This is a genomic window from Roseofilum sp. (assembly GCF_982964205.1).
The window spans coordinates 1-14337 of sequence record NZ_CEZBFX010000122.1; the positions used below are offsets into that span (position 1 = coordinate 1).

Genomic DNA, 14337 nt, shown 5'->3' on the forward strand with positions numbered 1-14337 from the left:
AATATGTATCCACGAGAACCATTGTTGGCCGCTACCAATGGGCCCCCCCGCAAACATTTTAAAGGGGGGAATCATTTTGGCGATCGCCCCCCCATCTCCCATCACAATCCCAAATCGTAAGATGACAGACCTTACCCCATGCTGGCTCACGGCTTGGGCACTCTGTTCCCATTCCACACACAATTGTGCTAGAAAATCATCTCCAGCAGGGGAAGTTTCATCAAACTCGGCGGTTTCACTGGTTCCGTAATATCCGATTGCTGAAGTATTCACCAATACTTGAGGTTTCGGATCGGCCGCAGCGATCGCTTCGACAATTTTTTCAGTCCCCAGAATCCGACTATCGCGCAAGATTTGCTTACGTTCTGCTGTCCATCGTTCTTCAGCAATAGGTGCGCCGGCTAAATTAACAACTCCATTACATCCAGAGATTTGACGCTGCCATTCTCCCCCTGTAGTCATAGAATAACCGACGATTTCAACCCCAGAGGGCCATATGCGTTTTGCCTTATCCGGATTACGAGTCAAAACTAAAACTTGCTCTTTTTCGGCAATTAACTGTTGTACTAAGGCTCGACCAACAAATCCGGTTGCCCCTGTAACTGCTATTTTCATGGGATTGAATGTAGACTTAATAACATTTAATGATGTTCCAGTTTAGTTATTGTAGTTCAATCCGCGCGATTCTTGAAGACATAGGCAGAATAAACACCCCTAAAATTACGTGATTTTCAGGCGATCGATTTAGGGATAAGTTGGGAAGGCTGGCAAAAAGTTTGGGACTAAATTTAAAGAACAGACAAAGTTGAGGAAAGGTTAAAAACCGTAAAATAGCGGAAGACAGAGGTACATCTACCGCTTAAAATAGGTATTATTCAACCTAAATTCCTGAATCAATTTCAGTCAATTTCAGTTTGTACGAGAGGAGTGAGATATCAAAAATCTACAAATCCAGGGGACTCAACCTTATGAACTCTACACTTAAAATTCATCCAATTTCGATTTTATGTTTATTAACGGCGATCGCCGCACTCTGCTGGCTTGTACCCATCGATCCGCCAGCAGTAGAGGCGAATTCTTCTTCTACTCCCATAACCTATTTATCATGGGGCCAGTGAGCTGGGGATAGGGAAAGGGAAGAGGAGACACGGAGAAGTTTATTCCCTATTCCCTATTTTCCCTAAGCAGAGGCAACCTGACTAGAAGTAATGGCGCTTACCTGTCCAGCATCAACCAAAGCTTGATAAATCATGGCTGCAGTTTCAGCGCGGGTAGCTTCATCATTGGGTCGCAAGCGATTGACATTGGGGTAATTGACCACTAATAGCTTTTGTAAGGCTCTGGAGATCGCCCCTTGTGCATAGCTAGGAATTTGATCCCGATCCTCAAAAATACTCAACAAATTTGATTCAGCAACTCCCAAATCTAAACCATTCACCAGAGAAACCAACACATCCGAGCGCTTAATATTAGCGCTCGGATTAAACGTATCGGCAGAAACTCCCGATAAAAAGCCCGCTCGATAGGCCTGTTGAATGGCATCAGCAGCCCAAAAATCCGCCGGTACATCCTTAAAATTGACTCGATCGCGTTTGGGTTGGGGATTAAACACTTTCACCAATAAAGCTGCATATTGAGCACGATTAATGGAACTATCGGGCCGGAATGTACCATCTTGAAATCCGCTAATTAAATCTTGCTCTAATAACTCGGTAACAAAAGGCCCAGCCCAGTGACCGACCAAATCGGCAAAGGCATTGGAGCTATTGGACGGACTGGCTGTTCCGGGAACGATATAACGAGAATTAATGGGATCGGCATCTCCAGTGGCAACTAAAGACTGATAGAGAATAGCCGCCATTTCTGCACGGGTGATATCTCGTCGAGGATTGAGTAATCCCAGATCGGGATAATTGACAATCATCCCTTTAACCGTTGCAGTGGTCACTTTGGTGATCGCATAATTGGGAATAGAGGTGCGATCGCGGAAAACGAACAAAGCGCTACTATCGCCACCGGTCAATTCTAAGCCACTAATTAACGCTACGATCGCTTCTGTGCGGGTTAAATTCCGACTTGGGCGAAATGTACCATCCGGATAACCCGATAAAAAGCCCATTTGGGAGGTTTTGGCGATCGCTGCTGCCCCCCAAAACCGACTGGAAATATCCAAAAACCCGATCGCCGGTCGTTTCAAGGGCACATTAAATGCTTTCGCCAATAAAGCCGCATACTCTGCTCGAGTCAGATTATTATTGGGGCGGAATGTACCATCCGGGAATCCACTAATCACCCCTTTACTCACTAACGTTTCGATGAACTCTTGTGCCCAATGTCCTGCCACATCTCGTAATTGTACGGGTGTCGGAGTTGGGGTGGGAGTCGGAGTCGGCGTGGGAGTCGGCGTGGGAGTTGGGGTAGGAGTTGGAGTTGGCCCGGGGGTCGGTGTGGGAGTAGGTGTAGGAGTCGGAGTGGGTGTAGGTGTTGGGGTCGGGCTTGGGGTTGGTGGCGGTGTAATCACCTCACTGGCAATAAAGTCAATTAACCCTTTCACCCGATTGGGATTGAGCTGATTTCCGGCAGAAACTAACGTCGTTGTCGTGGCATTTTGCACATCGTATCCCCCATTCCCCTGAAAGGTATTACCCCCAGGATCTTGGGCGCTACCCAAATCAGGAACAGATTGGGAAATTACCGTTAAACCATCTTCACTATTGTTTTCAATCACATTTTGCCGCAAAACCGGACGCGATCGATTAGAAGCTACAATCCCCGCCCGATTATTACTGAGGCGATTACTAATAATTACGGGGGCTGCATCATCACTGACCGCAATTCCATAACCCGTTTGGTCACAGACATTACTGCGAATTTCTCCCTTAGAATTTTTAGCCATGGAAATACCATTAGCATCATTCAATTGGAATACATTCCCCTCAATTAAAGGGTTGGCGCTCCCGGTGGCAAAAACACCTTCACGCTTAGAGCGAGTAAAGGTATTATTAGCAATAACTGGAGCGGCTGATTCAATCCAAACAGCAGTTCCACGGCTAAGGGTATTGGTTACCGTCACCCCTCGTAATTGGGAATTCGTATTGAGCCTCAGGGTAATATTTTGTCCAGCAAATGTGGGGCTAATATAGCTGCCTCCACCCTCAATCGTCATTCCTTGTCCTTTATTACTTTCATTACCAACAATAGTCACGCCAGAAGGAACGGTTAGAGGAAAAACTTCGCCACTCGATGTATTGTAAGTCCCTGTAGCCACTTGAATTGTGGTGCCAGAGGGTACATTTTGCAGAGCGCGACTAATGGTTTTGAATGGAGCAGCAGTCGATGCACCAGAATTGCCATCATTGCCCGTTGCGGGATTGACATACAGAATGCTCATGGTGTCAGGTAAAAGAGTAGAGTTAAGGGATACAGACAACCCTATCCAGGGATGATCTAGGGTTAACATGGCCATTCTACAGGGGCGATCGCGCTTTAGGGTTTCCCAGTTGTAGCACTCTAGCGAGTTGGCGAATCTGAACTATCTAAACTGACACTTAAAATGGTGACTACCGTTATTTTTTTCAATTTACTGATTTCTGCCTTTTGTCTGTGGTTAGCTTGGCGTATTGGGCGACTAAGAAGGAGATTAGCCAGGATTGCTGATGTTTTGGTTATGGCAGAAAAGCGTACCGATCGCGTTCTCTTTCATGCTCCCAATCAAATTATCCGAGGACAACAGGGAAGTCGGTGGGTACGACAACGTTATGCTCTGGTTGCCCAACAATGGGCGCAGGTGGAAAAACTGTTAGCCATTTTAAGTTTAGTTCTAGGAGTTTGGCGAAGACGCTCTAGACATCAGCGCTAGTTTCGGTAAGATATGGGGTAAGAATGAGCGTACTCGGGCTTGCATCCCAAGTTATGTACATTAATGGCTCGTGGAAAGCGGTATAGTCTGATGAGGATACTGGCAAGGATATGTCTAAAAATCAATCAGGACAGTTTATTGGGGGTTTGTTGTTGGGAACAGCAGTGGGAGTTGTGACGGGAATTTTAATGGCTCCCCGTAGCGGACAACAGACTCGGAAGATTTTGAAAAAGTCGGTCGCGGCATTACCTGATTTAGCGGAAGATATCTCTACAAGCGTTCAATTTCAAGCCGATCGCCTAGGCGCATCGACTAAAGATACCTGGGAGGATACTCTCTCTCGAGTGCGAGAGGCGATCGCCGCTGGAGTCGAAGCGAGTTTGCGCGAGCAAGAAAATCCCTCAATGGCTTCTCGTCCTTTGCACAGTGAAGAACAGAGTGTAGATCCCGATACAGATCAGTCTTTCACTGAGGAGTTTAATTCTTCAGAAGGCTCAACTTATAATAATTCCCTGGATTTACAATAGGTTGAGATTGATTTAAGTTGTTGTATAACAACCGCCAAGGGTAACACCCAATTTTCTGGCATTCCCTATTCCCCATTCCCTATTCCCTATTCGTGATCGACCCCCTATTTTGGTTAGGATTATCTATTCTTTTGGTTGCGGTTAGCTTAACCGCCGTGTTGGTTGTGCTAGTTCCCACGGTTAAAGAATTAGCTAGAGCCGCCCGTTCTGCGGAAAAATTGTTTGATACCCTGAGCCGGGAACTCCCACCAACCTTAGAATCCATCCGCTTAACCGGGATAGAAATTAGTGACCTGACGGATGATGTGTCCCAGGGCGTTCAACGAGCTTCACAAGTCGCGAAACAGCTTGACCAGAGTATAGAAACCGCTCGCGAACAAGCTAAAGGGGTACAAGTAACCACCAAAAGTGTGTTCACTGGCCTAAGGGTGGCTTGGAAACGATTTCAACAACCTAAAAGCTCTAGTAAAGCAGATGCGATCGCCAACTCAGATCGCCCCTCTCTGCCTGTAACTGACAATCAACGCTATGGAAGCACTCGACGCAAACTTCCCCAGCGATCGGTCTCTCCCCTCATCCCCACAGACAAAGACAATTAACAATTAATCATTATTCCCCTCTCCCTATCTTCTGGTCTCCTCACTCCTCACTGCTTTCTATGATCAAAATCTAGTCAAAAATGTAAAGATTTGTTAAGATAATCTCACAAAACGTTCGGCTATTCCCACAACTGACCATTGCACGAGGGGTTAAGGATGAAAAAAACACATAAAAAAACATATTGGCAAACCTGTTTAGCTGGAATTCTAGCGCTTTTGGTTTGGGCGATCTCTCCAGCCGCCCATGCCTACAACAACCCAGAACTCCTACCCGACCTACCCACACCTATCATTGACCTAGGGCGCAACCTCACCGACACCCAAGAAAGCAACCTAGCTGACGACCTCACCCAATTTGAACAACAAACCGGCTGGAAACTGAGAGTCTTAACCCAATTCGATCAGACCCCCGGCCGCGCCGTCAAAGACTTCTGGGGACTCAACGATAAAAGCGTTCTGCTGATCGCCGATGCCAGAGGAGGAAACATCCTCAACTTCAGCGTTGGTGATGATGTCTATAGCCTGCTACCCCGCACCTTCTGGATCGAACTCCAAACTCGCTACGGTAACCAATTCTTTGTCCGCGACAACGGCTCCGACCAATCCATCATTCAATCCCTGGAATCCATTAAAACCTGCCTCATTCAAGGCGGATGCAACGTTGTCCCCGGACTGCCCAGAGAACAATGGATTCTCACCCTGATCACCTCTCTCGTCGGTGGCACAATCTTCGGCTTTGCTGCCATTCCTCGCCAAAATGGGCAAATCTTTGCCTGGCAATGGGCCCTAATCTTTTCTCCCCTGTGGGGCATTCTATTTATTGCCTTCGGTATTGGTCCGGTTGTTTCTCGCACCAGTGAATGGTTACCCCTGGTTCGCAACATCATTGGCTTTGCCCTAGGAGCCTTAGTTGCCTACCTCTCTCCCAGCTTTAACCAATCCGAAATCTCAGAAACCTAAACCAGAGTTGCCCAAACTGGTAAGCTAATACCGTAAGCATTCAGTGGTCAGTCCAGGGTACACTCTACCCTACCCCTCTGAATACTCACTAGCTCACCTAAATCTTGGCTTGCTACTCGAATATGGAATGGCACATCACAGACGCTCTCAGTTTGGGAATCATTGACCGTGAAGTGGGTTCTCACCCTTTTTCACCAGCAGAATACGAAATTGTCCGTCGAGTGATCTACTCCACTGCCGATTTTGAGTACAAGTCCCTCATTCGCTTTTCTGACCAATCTCTTCAATCTGGGGCAGCGGCTTTAGCTGCCCGCACTACGATTGTGGTTGATGTTCCCATGGTACAAGTGGGCATTGCCAAATTAATTCAGGAGACTTTTGCCAATCCAGTCTATTGCAGCATGGAGACCCTCACCCGTCCCCAAAAGGAAAAAACCCAAGTAGCTTGGGGCGTGGAAACCTTAGCGAGACGATACCCAGAAGGGATATTTGTGATTGGTCAATCCCACACAGCTCTGGCTGCCTTAGTAGAATTAGTGGAAACAGAAGTGATTAAACCGGCTTTAATTGTAGGCGCACCAGCAGGTTTTGTAGAAGCAGATGTTACGAAGGGCCGCTTAAACGATTCCCAAGTTCCCCATATTCGTATTGAGGGACGTAAAGGGAGCGCGGTAGTTGCTTCAGCAATTATGAATGGGCTAGTGGACTTAGCGTGGCAAGCCTACGGGAAAGAGGTATAATTGTTTTATCTTGGAGTTGCTGTTAGGAAAAACCGTCGCGCTCCCCGATGCTGCGACAGTTCCAGAGTTCAGTTAAGAGATGATAGACCAACCAATTCCCTTCCGTTAAATTGGTTAAAGTTGCCTTAGAACTTCCCTTATTCATAATGAAGTGAAAACATTATGCTCTGAGATTTTAAGAGTTTTAGCACATATCTACTGAAAATAGAGCTAAAATAGAATGTTAAGGCGTGCCCTGACTCTTACAGCTTACATACTTCAGTACGAGAGGAACAGTAACACTGCCATGCAGTGGGTGTTTGGGACGCAGGATGCGAAGAACCCGACAGGTGGACATTAAAAGTAGTCATCCTTTAAAGAGTGTGTAATAACTCATCGGCGGAGTCCCTGGTGTCCCTGAGCAAACACATTATGCTGTAAGTAACTTGCACGCCTTTCACGATCGCAGGGTATGATAACGAAGATTTAACTCTTGTTGATTCTCAACCATGCCGATTGATTTCCGTAACCTCAATATGCTCGCTGCTTCGATTTTGGTGGAAACCTTAGAGCGTTTGGGCTTAACTACGGTAATCATTTGTCCGGGATCTCGTTCAACTCCCTTAACCGTTACGTTTGCTGCTCAAACTGGGATCGAAGCAATACCCATATTAGATGAGCGTTCGGCAGCATTCTTTGCCTTGGGACAGGGGAAAAAATCAGGATTACCGACTGCTTTAGTCTGTACTTCGGGGACAGCAGCGGCTAATTTTTATCCAGCCGTGATTGAAGCTTCGGAAAGTCGAGTACCTTTGATCGTGCTAACGACCGATCGCCCTCCGGAATTGCGTCGAATCCATGCCGGGCAAACCATTGATCAAGTGAAGCTCTATGGAAATTATCCCACTTGGCAAACTGAATTATGTTTACCGAATGTGGATCATTTAACTTATCTGCGCCAAACGATCGCCTATGGATGGGAACGTGCCTTAAGTCCGATTCCTGGCCCCGTCCATGTTAATATTCCCTTTCGAGAACCCTTAGCGCCTACTCTGCAACTGGATCTAGGTATTCGTGAAGACGAATTCGATCGGGATGGCTTCTTTGGGTTTTTAAATGCCCATTCTCCCTCAGTATCGAGTATCGAAATCGTGCCAGAAGCCGTGAAAACTTGGTGTGATACTTTGCGCTCTTCCCGTAGCATCATTATTGCAGGAGTAGCTGCCCCTCACAAACCAGAAGCTTATGTGGAAGCGATCGCCCATTTAGCCAAAATCCTCAACTTTCCTGTCCTCGCAGAAGGCTTATCCCCCGTTCGCAATTATGCCCATCTGAATCCCTATATTATCTCCACCTACGATCTGATACTCCGCAATCCTGAAATTGCCCAAGAATTATGCCCCGATGTGGTGATTCAAATTGGGGATTTCCCAACCAGTAAAGCATTAAGAACATGGCTCAAGGGATGTAATCCTCGCCAGTGGATTATCGATCCAAGCTATCAGAATCTCGATCCGCTGCACAACAAAACTCAATTTTGGCGCTGTTCTATTGAACAATTATCCCATTTTATGCCAGAGCAACCCTCTGAAGTCAATCCCTATTTAGAGCGCTGGTGTGCCTTAGAGCATTGGGGGCGATCGCACTTAGATCGAATCTTAGATAATATCGATCGTTTATGTGAACCCAAAGCCGCTTGGTTACTTTCTCAAGTTCTACCGGAACAGACTCCTATTTTCATTTCTAACAGTATGCCGGTGCGAGATGTGGAATGGTTTTGGACTCCCAACTCCTTAAAACTGTATCCCTATTTTAATCGTGGAGCCAATGGCATTGATGGGATTCTGTCTACTGCCTTGGGAATTGCCCACCGTCATCAGCAACCCAGCGTTTTACTCACGGGAGATTTAGCCCTCTTGCATGATACTAATGGCTTCCTGGTGCATCGCTATTTCCAAGGTCATTTAACGATTATTGTCATGAACAACAATGGGGGCGGAATTTTTGAGAATTTACCGATTTCCCAATATAATCCCCCCTTTGAAGAATTCTTTGGTACGCCTCAATCGATTAACTTTGCCCACTTATGCCAGACTTACGAGATTGAGCATCATCGAGTGGAAACTTGGGATGGGTTTGAGTATTATGTATCCCGATTACCAGCTCGGGGTATTCGTGTCTTGGAAATTGCCTGCGATCGCCATTTGGATGCTCAATGGCGTAAGCAAATATTCACAGATTTACACCTTCAAGCTTAGGGGAAACTCAAAACCGGGTTTTTTAAATATTGCGATCGCTCTATTCCTCTACAGGCAGTTTAAACTTAGAGTAATTGATCCACCCAATTTCAGATCCTAGACTACACCTGAACGTATACGGGGTCTAAACCATTAGCGTCCCTTCAACGAGATTATGCTCCATCGGAATTCTTCATCTCCCAAGGTTTATCATAATGTGATCGAATTATTAGTCGCTGAAGAGGTTCAAGAACAACTCAAGAAAGTTCCTCATAATTTGCAGCCCTACATTGAGCCAATTGAGGTGGCAACCTATGCTCTCAATCGTTTACCTGCATTGTACGCTTCCAGTGAAGAAGGCCAAAAGCGGCAATTAAAATATGCTCGCCAACAGTTACAGGAGCAAATTACCCTTGCTGTGCGCCAAGGTATTATGGCGGTTCAACGCGATCCGATTAGGAATTCTACCCCCCTTTCTTGGATCGGTGACGATCGCTTGGAAGCAGCTCAACGGGCCTTGGAGGCATTACGATTAGTTTTAAATCGCCCCGATTTGTCTTGGGAGACGTTAGTTCCTATCGTGCGTAAGGCTTTATATAAGGCGGCTCGGAAACAAAAGCACTAATGGATTAGAAAAAAATGGGGAAGAGGCGCAAAAGCGAGATTAGGGTATGGGCGATCGCCTCAGCGATCGCTCCGATTATCGCCCTGGGTCAGACTCAGGTTAAGATCGGTTTGGCTCAAAAGTAGCAAATCATGACTGAACAACAAACGGTTCCTTACGGCTATTATGCGGCGAAGGAAGCCTACAGTACCTTAGACTGGCGACTGGGCAATGTTCTGGAAGAGGTTCCCGTGGCTCCTTCGACCTTTTGGGATCGCCAAATTCAATATAATCAGCTCGATCTGCATCCGATGTCCTGCACTCTATTTGCGGCTGCTGGGGCAATTTCGGATTTAACCGGGTATCGATTTAGTCTGGCTGAGTTTGGGCAACTGATTCAAGAAGCTCGACGCTACGGGTTTTCCGATACTCAGGGATGGTATATTAATCAGGCGGTAGACTTGTTGCGTCGATGGTGGAATAACCGTCGAGAAGCCCTTGTTTCTTATCGAGTCGATATGACCGGCGTGCAACTCGGTTCAGTTCTGGGTAAAGGCTATAGTGTGGTTACCGGTTATCGAGGGAGTGCCCAATATAATGCGGATTTTAATGCCGATGGATTTTTGGATCAAACTTCATTTAGCGATCGCACCTATGGTCATGCAGTGCGGATGACCCAAGACCGCAAAAATCCCGGTTATGCCAGGGTGATGATCGATAATTATTATGGAGTCCAACGGTTTAATAACTATCGTGTCAGAGTTGCCGATATCGGCCCTCTGGTAGAAAACGGTGTGTTTTATTATTCTGGCTATATGTTTGCAACGGAGAAGAAGCGTATGTTTAGAGATGTATTTCCGGATGGTAGAAGTCGATGGTACTATGACGCTTTGGAATGGGCAGTCAAAGAAAACCTGATTAGTGGTTACCAAGATGGAACCTTTCGACCCAATCAATTGGTCACCCGAGCAGAAATGGTGGTGATGCTCAAGCGACTCTATGACAAAATTTCCAGAGAGCAATAGACGCACTGGTCAAAAGCCAAAAGGCAATGGAAGACAACCCAGTTAATCCATGAACCTGATGCTAGTCATTTCTATACCTAGAACCAAAATTCTTAAAATAAGCTGAAGCTAGGGTTTGAAGATCGAACCCTTTTTTGATCCAGAAAGAAATAGTATTATTGCCAACGTTTATCGCGAAAAAAACTACGGAAAGACATTAAAAAAAAACGGGGATCATTGCCAGGATAGGGTTTGCAGTTTTTGAAAAAATCGGTTATGGTGTCAACAATGGAACCCAATTTAGCTAGAGTCTGTAGGACTTAAACCTGTTATGGCAGAAGTCTTGACCAATTGTGAGGAGATATAATGCATATTTTTTGGAGAGCTATTCAAATAACGGGTATAAGTCTGACTACTGTCCTAGTCATAGTGGGCTTACTCCAGTGGGAGAAGTGGGCATGGTCTGCCAGCGACACAAAAACCATGGCCCAACATCAACCCCAAGAAGAAGATCGAGCTTCCAGTTATACAACTTCCAGTAATATAAGTAGTTCAGTAGAGTCTAAACCAACAGCGAATTGGGTAGCTACCAACACCAATCCCCAAACGGGGTCGCTCCTTCCTCCCCATTTACATGAAAACTGGAGTGAGGTAGCGTTAAATCCCTCTAAGGAAACTCAAGTTCGAGACTTGGAATACTGTGTGATTAGCATGGCCCAATTGTCTACAAACAAGTCTCCATTATATGTGCTATCTAGTCCAAGAAAAGATGGGGCGATCGTGGGAGAATTAGAAACCGGAAGATGGCTCAGTATTATGAATGCCACTGACCAATGGTTTGAAATTATTGATCCCACCAAAGGCTGGGTACACCGATCAGATGTTGATAGTAGTTGTAATGAAAAAGTAGAGCGGGTAAACCTAGGGTCACATCAATCTTCAATACGGATTAAAGACCGTATGGTTGGAGTAGGAGTCCACCGCTATATCGTCCATCTGCCCCCTGGAAAAACTTTAAATTTGAAAAACTTAGAAGGGACGATCCCCAGAGTAGTCGATCCTCGTGGGGAACTTTTGACTCAATCCTGGGAGACCTCTGAGGAGGGTTTTCCAGAGTGGATCGTACAGCCGATGGAATCGGCAGACTACACGATCGAAGTGGTCTCCCATGATTCTGAGTTAGAGTATTCCTTCTCGGTGGAAATCACTCCCCTTCAGGAATATGCTCAGATACTCAGTCGTTGATAGACTTGATCCAGGTTTCTCAGATGCTGATGGGGGTCGAAGCAAGCGTTAATCTCTTCTGGAGAAAGGGATTGAGTGACCTGGGGATGTTGACTAATCAGAGTCCGAAAGTCTCCCTCTGGATTATTCCAGACTTGGTGGGCACTTTCTTGGACAATTTTATAGGCTTCTTCGCGCTGTAGACCTTTTTCTACGAGGGCTAAGAGGACTCGTTGGGAGAAGATCACCCCGCCATAAACGTTCATGTTACGCTTCATGTTTTCAGGGTAGACTAAGAGACCTTTCACCAGGTTGATGATTTCACGCATCATAAAGTGAGTCAAAATACAAGCATCTGGGAGAACAACTCGCTCTACGGAACTGTGGGAAATATCGCGCTCGTGCCACAGGGCCACGTTTTCTAAGCTGGCGATCGCATGACCTCGGATAATTCTGGCTAAACCGGTGAGCCGTTCTGAGCGAATGGGGTTGCGTTTATGGGGCATGGCAGAAGACCCTTTTTGCCCTTTGGCAAAGTATTCTTCTACTTCGAGAACATCGGTGCGCTGGAGGTTGCGAATTTCGACGGCAAACCGTTCAATGGAGGCGGTAAGCAGGGCTAGGGTTTGCAGATATTCTGCATGGCGATCGCGGGAAATGACTTGAGTTGAGGCACAATCAGGTTGTAATCCCAACTGTTGACACGCTAACTCTTCTACTTTGGGGTCAATATTGGCATAAGTTCCCACTGCGCCAGAAATTTTACCAACGGCAATTTGGGACTGCAGGCGACAAAGGCGATCGCGGTGACGCAAAACTTCCGCTAACCATCCCGCTAACTTAAAACCAAATGTCATGGGTTCGGCATGAATTCCATGCGATCTCCCCACCATTACCGTATCTCGATGTTGGCCGGCTTGATAGCGAATTACTTGCACCAATTCTTCTACCTGATGTTGGATTAAATCCAAACTAGCCACCATTTGCAGGGCCAAAGCCGTATCCAAGACATCTGAACTGGTTAATCCCAAATGGATATAGCGCCCAGCATCCCCTACATACTCATTGACATTGGTCAAAAAGGCAATCACATCATGACGGACTTCGGCTTCTATTTCCAACACTCTGTTGAGATCGAATTTAGCTTTCGCTTTGATCTCTTCTACAGCCTGGGCTGGAATATAACCCAGTTCAGCTTGCGCTTCGCAGACCGCAATTTCAACTTGTAACCAAGTCTTTAGCTTAAAGTCATCCGTCCAAATTTTGCCCATTTCGGGCAGAGTATAACGCTCAATCACAGCTTGTGTAGCAGAAGTACAACCGACCTATTTTACCCTTGAAGGGCCGTTTGTGATGATCCAGTTGAATGGATGTGCTAACTTTAAGGACAAGATTGATCCATCTGTCAACCTTGTGGCTTTGTTTCTCTTTCTCTACTTCTCCCCAATCCTCTAAATGGTTTGGCAAGCAACGTCTCAATATCTCAAACGCCTTCCCTTACGCCTGGTTTTAGTCGTTCCTTTTGTCGTGCAAATCTGCGCCACAGTCGGATTAGTCGGTTATCTATCCTATCGCACTGGACAGGAAGCGGTACAAGATTTAGCCGATCGATTAATGACGGAAATTGGCGATCGCGTCGATAGTCATTTGCGCGTCCATCTTGAGTTACCCCATCTCATCAATCAAACCAATGCCGAAGCGATTCGTTTAAACATTCTCGATCTCAATTTTCCAAAACTCCTGGAACAGCAATTTTGGCAACAAACTCAAGTCTTTGATTCCGTCACTTTTATCTATTTTGGCAATCCTAGAGGAGGTCTAATTTTTTCAGGACAGGGCGACAATGGTCAGTCGATGATCCGCGTAACTGAAAACTTGGTTAGCGGGAATTATTATAAATATTCCGTCGATAGTAAAGGCGATCGGAAAGAGCTTTTAGAGACCACAACTTATGATGCTAGAGAGCGTCCTTGGTTTAAAGCTGCACAACAGGCTCAAAAACCAGTTTGGAGTGATATTTATCTGTTTATATCGACCCAAAGTTTAGGGTTAACAGCCAGTCAGCCGGTTTATGATAACCAAGGTGACTTTCAAGGCGTTTTAGGCGTTGATTTATCCTTATCTACTATTAGTCAATTCCTGCAAGACTTGAACATTGGTCAATCGGGACAAATTTTTATCATGGAGCGCAATGGAGAATTGGTCGCTTCGTCCAATCCAGAGCAAGTCCTTTTCGTCTCCCAATCTAAAGAACAAATTAGAGCCAAGGAAAGTGAGGATACAATCATAAAAAACACCGCACTTTTTTTGGAAGAGGAATTTGGAAATCTTTACAACATCGATCGACCTCAGAAGCTCGAATTCGATCGAGAAAATAATCCCAAATTTCTACAAGTTTCCCCTCTTAAAGATGCCTATGGCTTGGATTGGCTGATTGTAGTCGTTGTGCCAGAATCTGATTTCATGGGCCAGATTCACGACAATACCAAAAATACAATTTTTTTATGTGCGATCGCTTTACTGGTAGCTGTTATTATTGGGATCTTAACGGCTCGCTGGGTCACCTATCCCATTTTTACCTTAAATCGTTCCGCCCAAGCTCTC

Annotated in this window: 14 protein-coding genes; 10 read left to right on the plus strand and 4 right to left on the minus strand. The window is 45.9% G+C overall.

Features of this window, described 5'->3' with window-relative positions:
* A partial coding sequence (locus tag AC3A14_RS20995) for a TIGR01777 family oxidoreductase (protein WP_487779144.1) occupies positions 1 to 615 on the minus strand: 615 nt, incomplete at its 3' end.
* A gap of 565 nt (positions 616 to 1180) precedes the next feature.
* A complete protein-coding gene (locus tag AC3A14_RS21000; RefSeq protein ID WP_318733150.1) occupies positions 1181 to 3391 on the minus strand; it encodes an S-layer homology domain-containing protein in 2211 nt (736 codons plus the stop codon).
* 162 nt (positions 3392 to 3553) lie between these two features.
* Between AC3A14_RS21000 and AC3A14_RS21005 the strand changes: the two genes are divergently transcribed.
* The 5 genes from AC3A14_RS21005 (at position 3554) to AC3A14_RS21025 (ending at position 6685) form a co-directional block, all read left to right on the plus strand.
* On the plus strand, positions 3554 to 3859 hold the full coding sequence (locus AC3A14_RS21005) for a hypothetical protein (protein WP_318733149.1): 306 nt from the start codon (positions 3554 to 3556) through the stop codon (positions 3857 to 3859).
* Between the two features lie 110 nt (positions 3860 to 3969).
* Positions 3970 to 4386, plus strand: a complete 417-nt coding sequence (locus AC3A14_RS21010) for a YtxH domain-containing protein (RefSeq protein ID WP_318733148.1) — start codon at positions 3970 to 3972, stop codon at positions 4384 to 4386.
* Between the two features lie 92 nt (positions 4387 to 4478).
* Positions 4479 to 4985, plus strand: a complete 507-nt coding sequence (locus AC3A14_RS21015; protein ID WP_318733147.1) for a DUF948 domain-containing protein — start codon at positions 4479 to 4481, stop codon at positions 4983 to 4985.
* A 156-nt stretch (positions 4986 to 5141) separates the two neighbouring features.
* On the plus strand, positions 5142 to 5945 hold the full coding sequence (locus AC3A14_RS21020) for a TPM domain-containing protein (RefSeq protein ID WP_318733146.1): 804 nt from the start codon (positions 5142 to 5144) through the stop codon (positions 5943 to 5945).
* Between the two features lie 122 nt (positions 5946 to 6067).
* On the plus strand, positions 6068 to 6685 hold the full coding sequence (locus tag AC3A14_RS21025) for a precorrin-8X methylmutase (RefSeq protein WP_318719327.1): 618 nt from the start codon (positions 6068 to 6070) through the stop codon (positions 6683 to 6685).
* 22 nt (positions 6686 to 6707) lie between these two features.
* On the opposite strand, the gene AC3A14_RS21030 is transcribed toward AC3A14_RS21025, so the two are convergent.
* Positions 6708 to 6830, minus strand: coding sequence for a hypothetical protein (locus AC3A14_RS21030; RefSeq protein ID WP_318719326.1), 123 nt, complete (start codon positions 6828 to 6830; stop codon positions 6708 to 6710).
* A gap of 343 nt (positions 6831 to 7173) precedes the next feature.
* Between AC3A14_RS21030 and menD the strand changes: the two genes are divergently transcribed.
* The 4 genes from menD to AC3A14_RS21050 all read left to right on the plus strand — a co-directional run bounded on the left by menD (position 7174) and on the right by AC3A14_RS21050 (position 11754).
* On the plus strand, positions 7174 to 8922 hold the full coding sequence (gene menD / locus AC3A14_RS21035; RefSeq protein WP_318733145.1) for a 2-succinyl-5-enolpyruvyl-6-hydroxy-3-cyclohexene-1-carboxylic-acid synthase: 1749 nt from the start codon (positions 7174 to 7176) through the stop codon (positions 8920 to 8922).
* Between the two features lie 154 nt (positions 8923 to 9076).
* The gene (locus AC3A14_RS21040; RefSeq protein ID WP_318733144.1) at positions 9077 to 9526 is read left to right on the plus strand and encodes a late competence development ComFB family protein; all 450 of its coding nucleotides are present in this window, start codon (positions 9077 to 9079) and stop codon (positions 9524 to 9526) included.
* A 131-nt stretch (positions 9527 to 9657) separates the two neighbouring features.
* A complete protein-coding gene (locus AC3A14_RS21045) occupies positions 9658 to 10530 on the plus strand; it encodes an S-layer homology domain-containing protein (protein WP_318733143.1) in 873 nt (290 codons plus the stop codon).
* A 345-nt stretch (positions 10531 to 10875) separates the two neighbouring features.
* Positions 10876 to 11754, plus strand: coding sequence for an SH3 domain-containing protein (locus AC3A14_RS21050; protein ID WP_318733142.1), 879 nt, complete (start codon positions 10876 to 10878; stop codon positions 11752 to 11754).
* On the opposite strand, the gene purB is transcribed toward AC3A14_RS21050, so the two are convergent.
* A complete protein-coding gene (gene purB, locus AC3A14_RS21055) occupies positions 11736 to 13031 on the minus strand; it encodes an adenylosuccinate lyase (RefSeq protein WP_318733141.1) in 1296 nt (431 codons plus the stop codon). The two genes, AC3A14_RS21050 and purB, sit on opposite strands and share 19 nt — an antisense overlap.
* Before the next feature lie 157 nt (positions 13032 to 13188).
* Between purB and AC3A14_RS21060 the strand changes: the two genes are divergently transcribed.
* On the plus strand, positions 13189 to 14337 hold a 1149-nt coding region (locus AC3A14_RS21060), incomplete at its 3' end, for a PDC sensor domain-containing protein (RefSeq protein WP_487779145.1).

Coding starts and splice junctions, on each gene's coding strand:
- AC3A14_RS21010 (WP_318733148.1), top strand. CDS start 3,970: ATGTCTAAAAATCAATCAGGACAGTTTATTGGGGGTTTGTTGTTGGGA.
- AC3A14_RS21050 (WP_318733142.1), top strand. CDS start 10,876: ATGCATATTTTTTGGAGAGCTATTCAAATAACGGGTATAAGTCTGACT.
- AC3A14_RS21030 (WP_318719326.1), bottom strand. CDS start 6,830: ATGAATAAGGGAAGTTCTAAGGCAACTTTAACCAATTTAACGGAAGGG.
- AC3A14_RS21000 (WP_318733150.1), bottom strand. CDS start 3,391: ATGAGCATTCTGTATGTCAATCCCGCAACGGGCAATGATGGCAATTCT.
- AC3A14_RS21040 (WP_318733144.1), top strand. CDS start 9,077: ATGCTCCATCGGAATTCTTCATCTCCCAAGGTTTATCATAATGTGATC.
- AC3A14_RS21005 (WP_318733149.1), top strand. CDS start 3,554: ATGGTGACTACCGTTATTTTTTTCAATTTACTGATTTCTGCCTTTTGT.
- AC3A14_RS21025 (WP_318719327.1), top strand. CDS start 6,068: ATGGAATGGCACATCACAGACGCTCTCAGTTTGGGAATCATTGACCGT.
- menD (WP_318733145.1), top strand. CDS start 7,174: ATGCCGATTGATTTCCGTAACCTCAATATGCTCGCTGCTTCGATTTTG.
- AC3A14_RS21020 (WP_318733146.1), top strand. CDS start 5,142: ATGAAAAAAACACATAAAAAAACATATTGGCAAACCTGTTTAGCTGGA.
- AC3A14_RS21045 (WP_318733143.1), top strand. CDS start 9,658: ATGACTGAACAACAAACGGTTCCTTACGGCTATTATGCGGCGAAGGAA.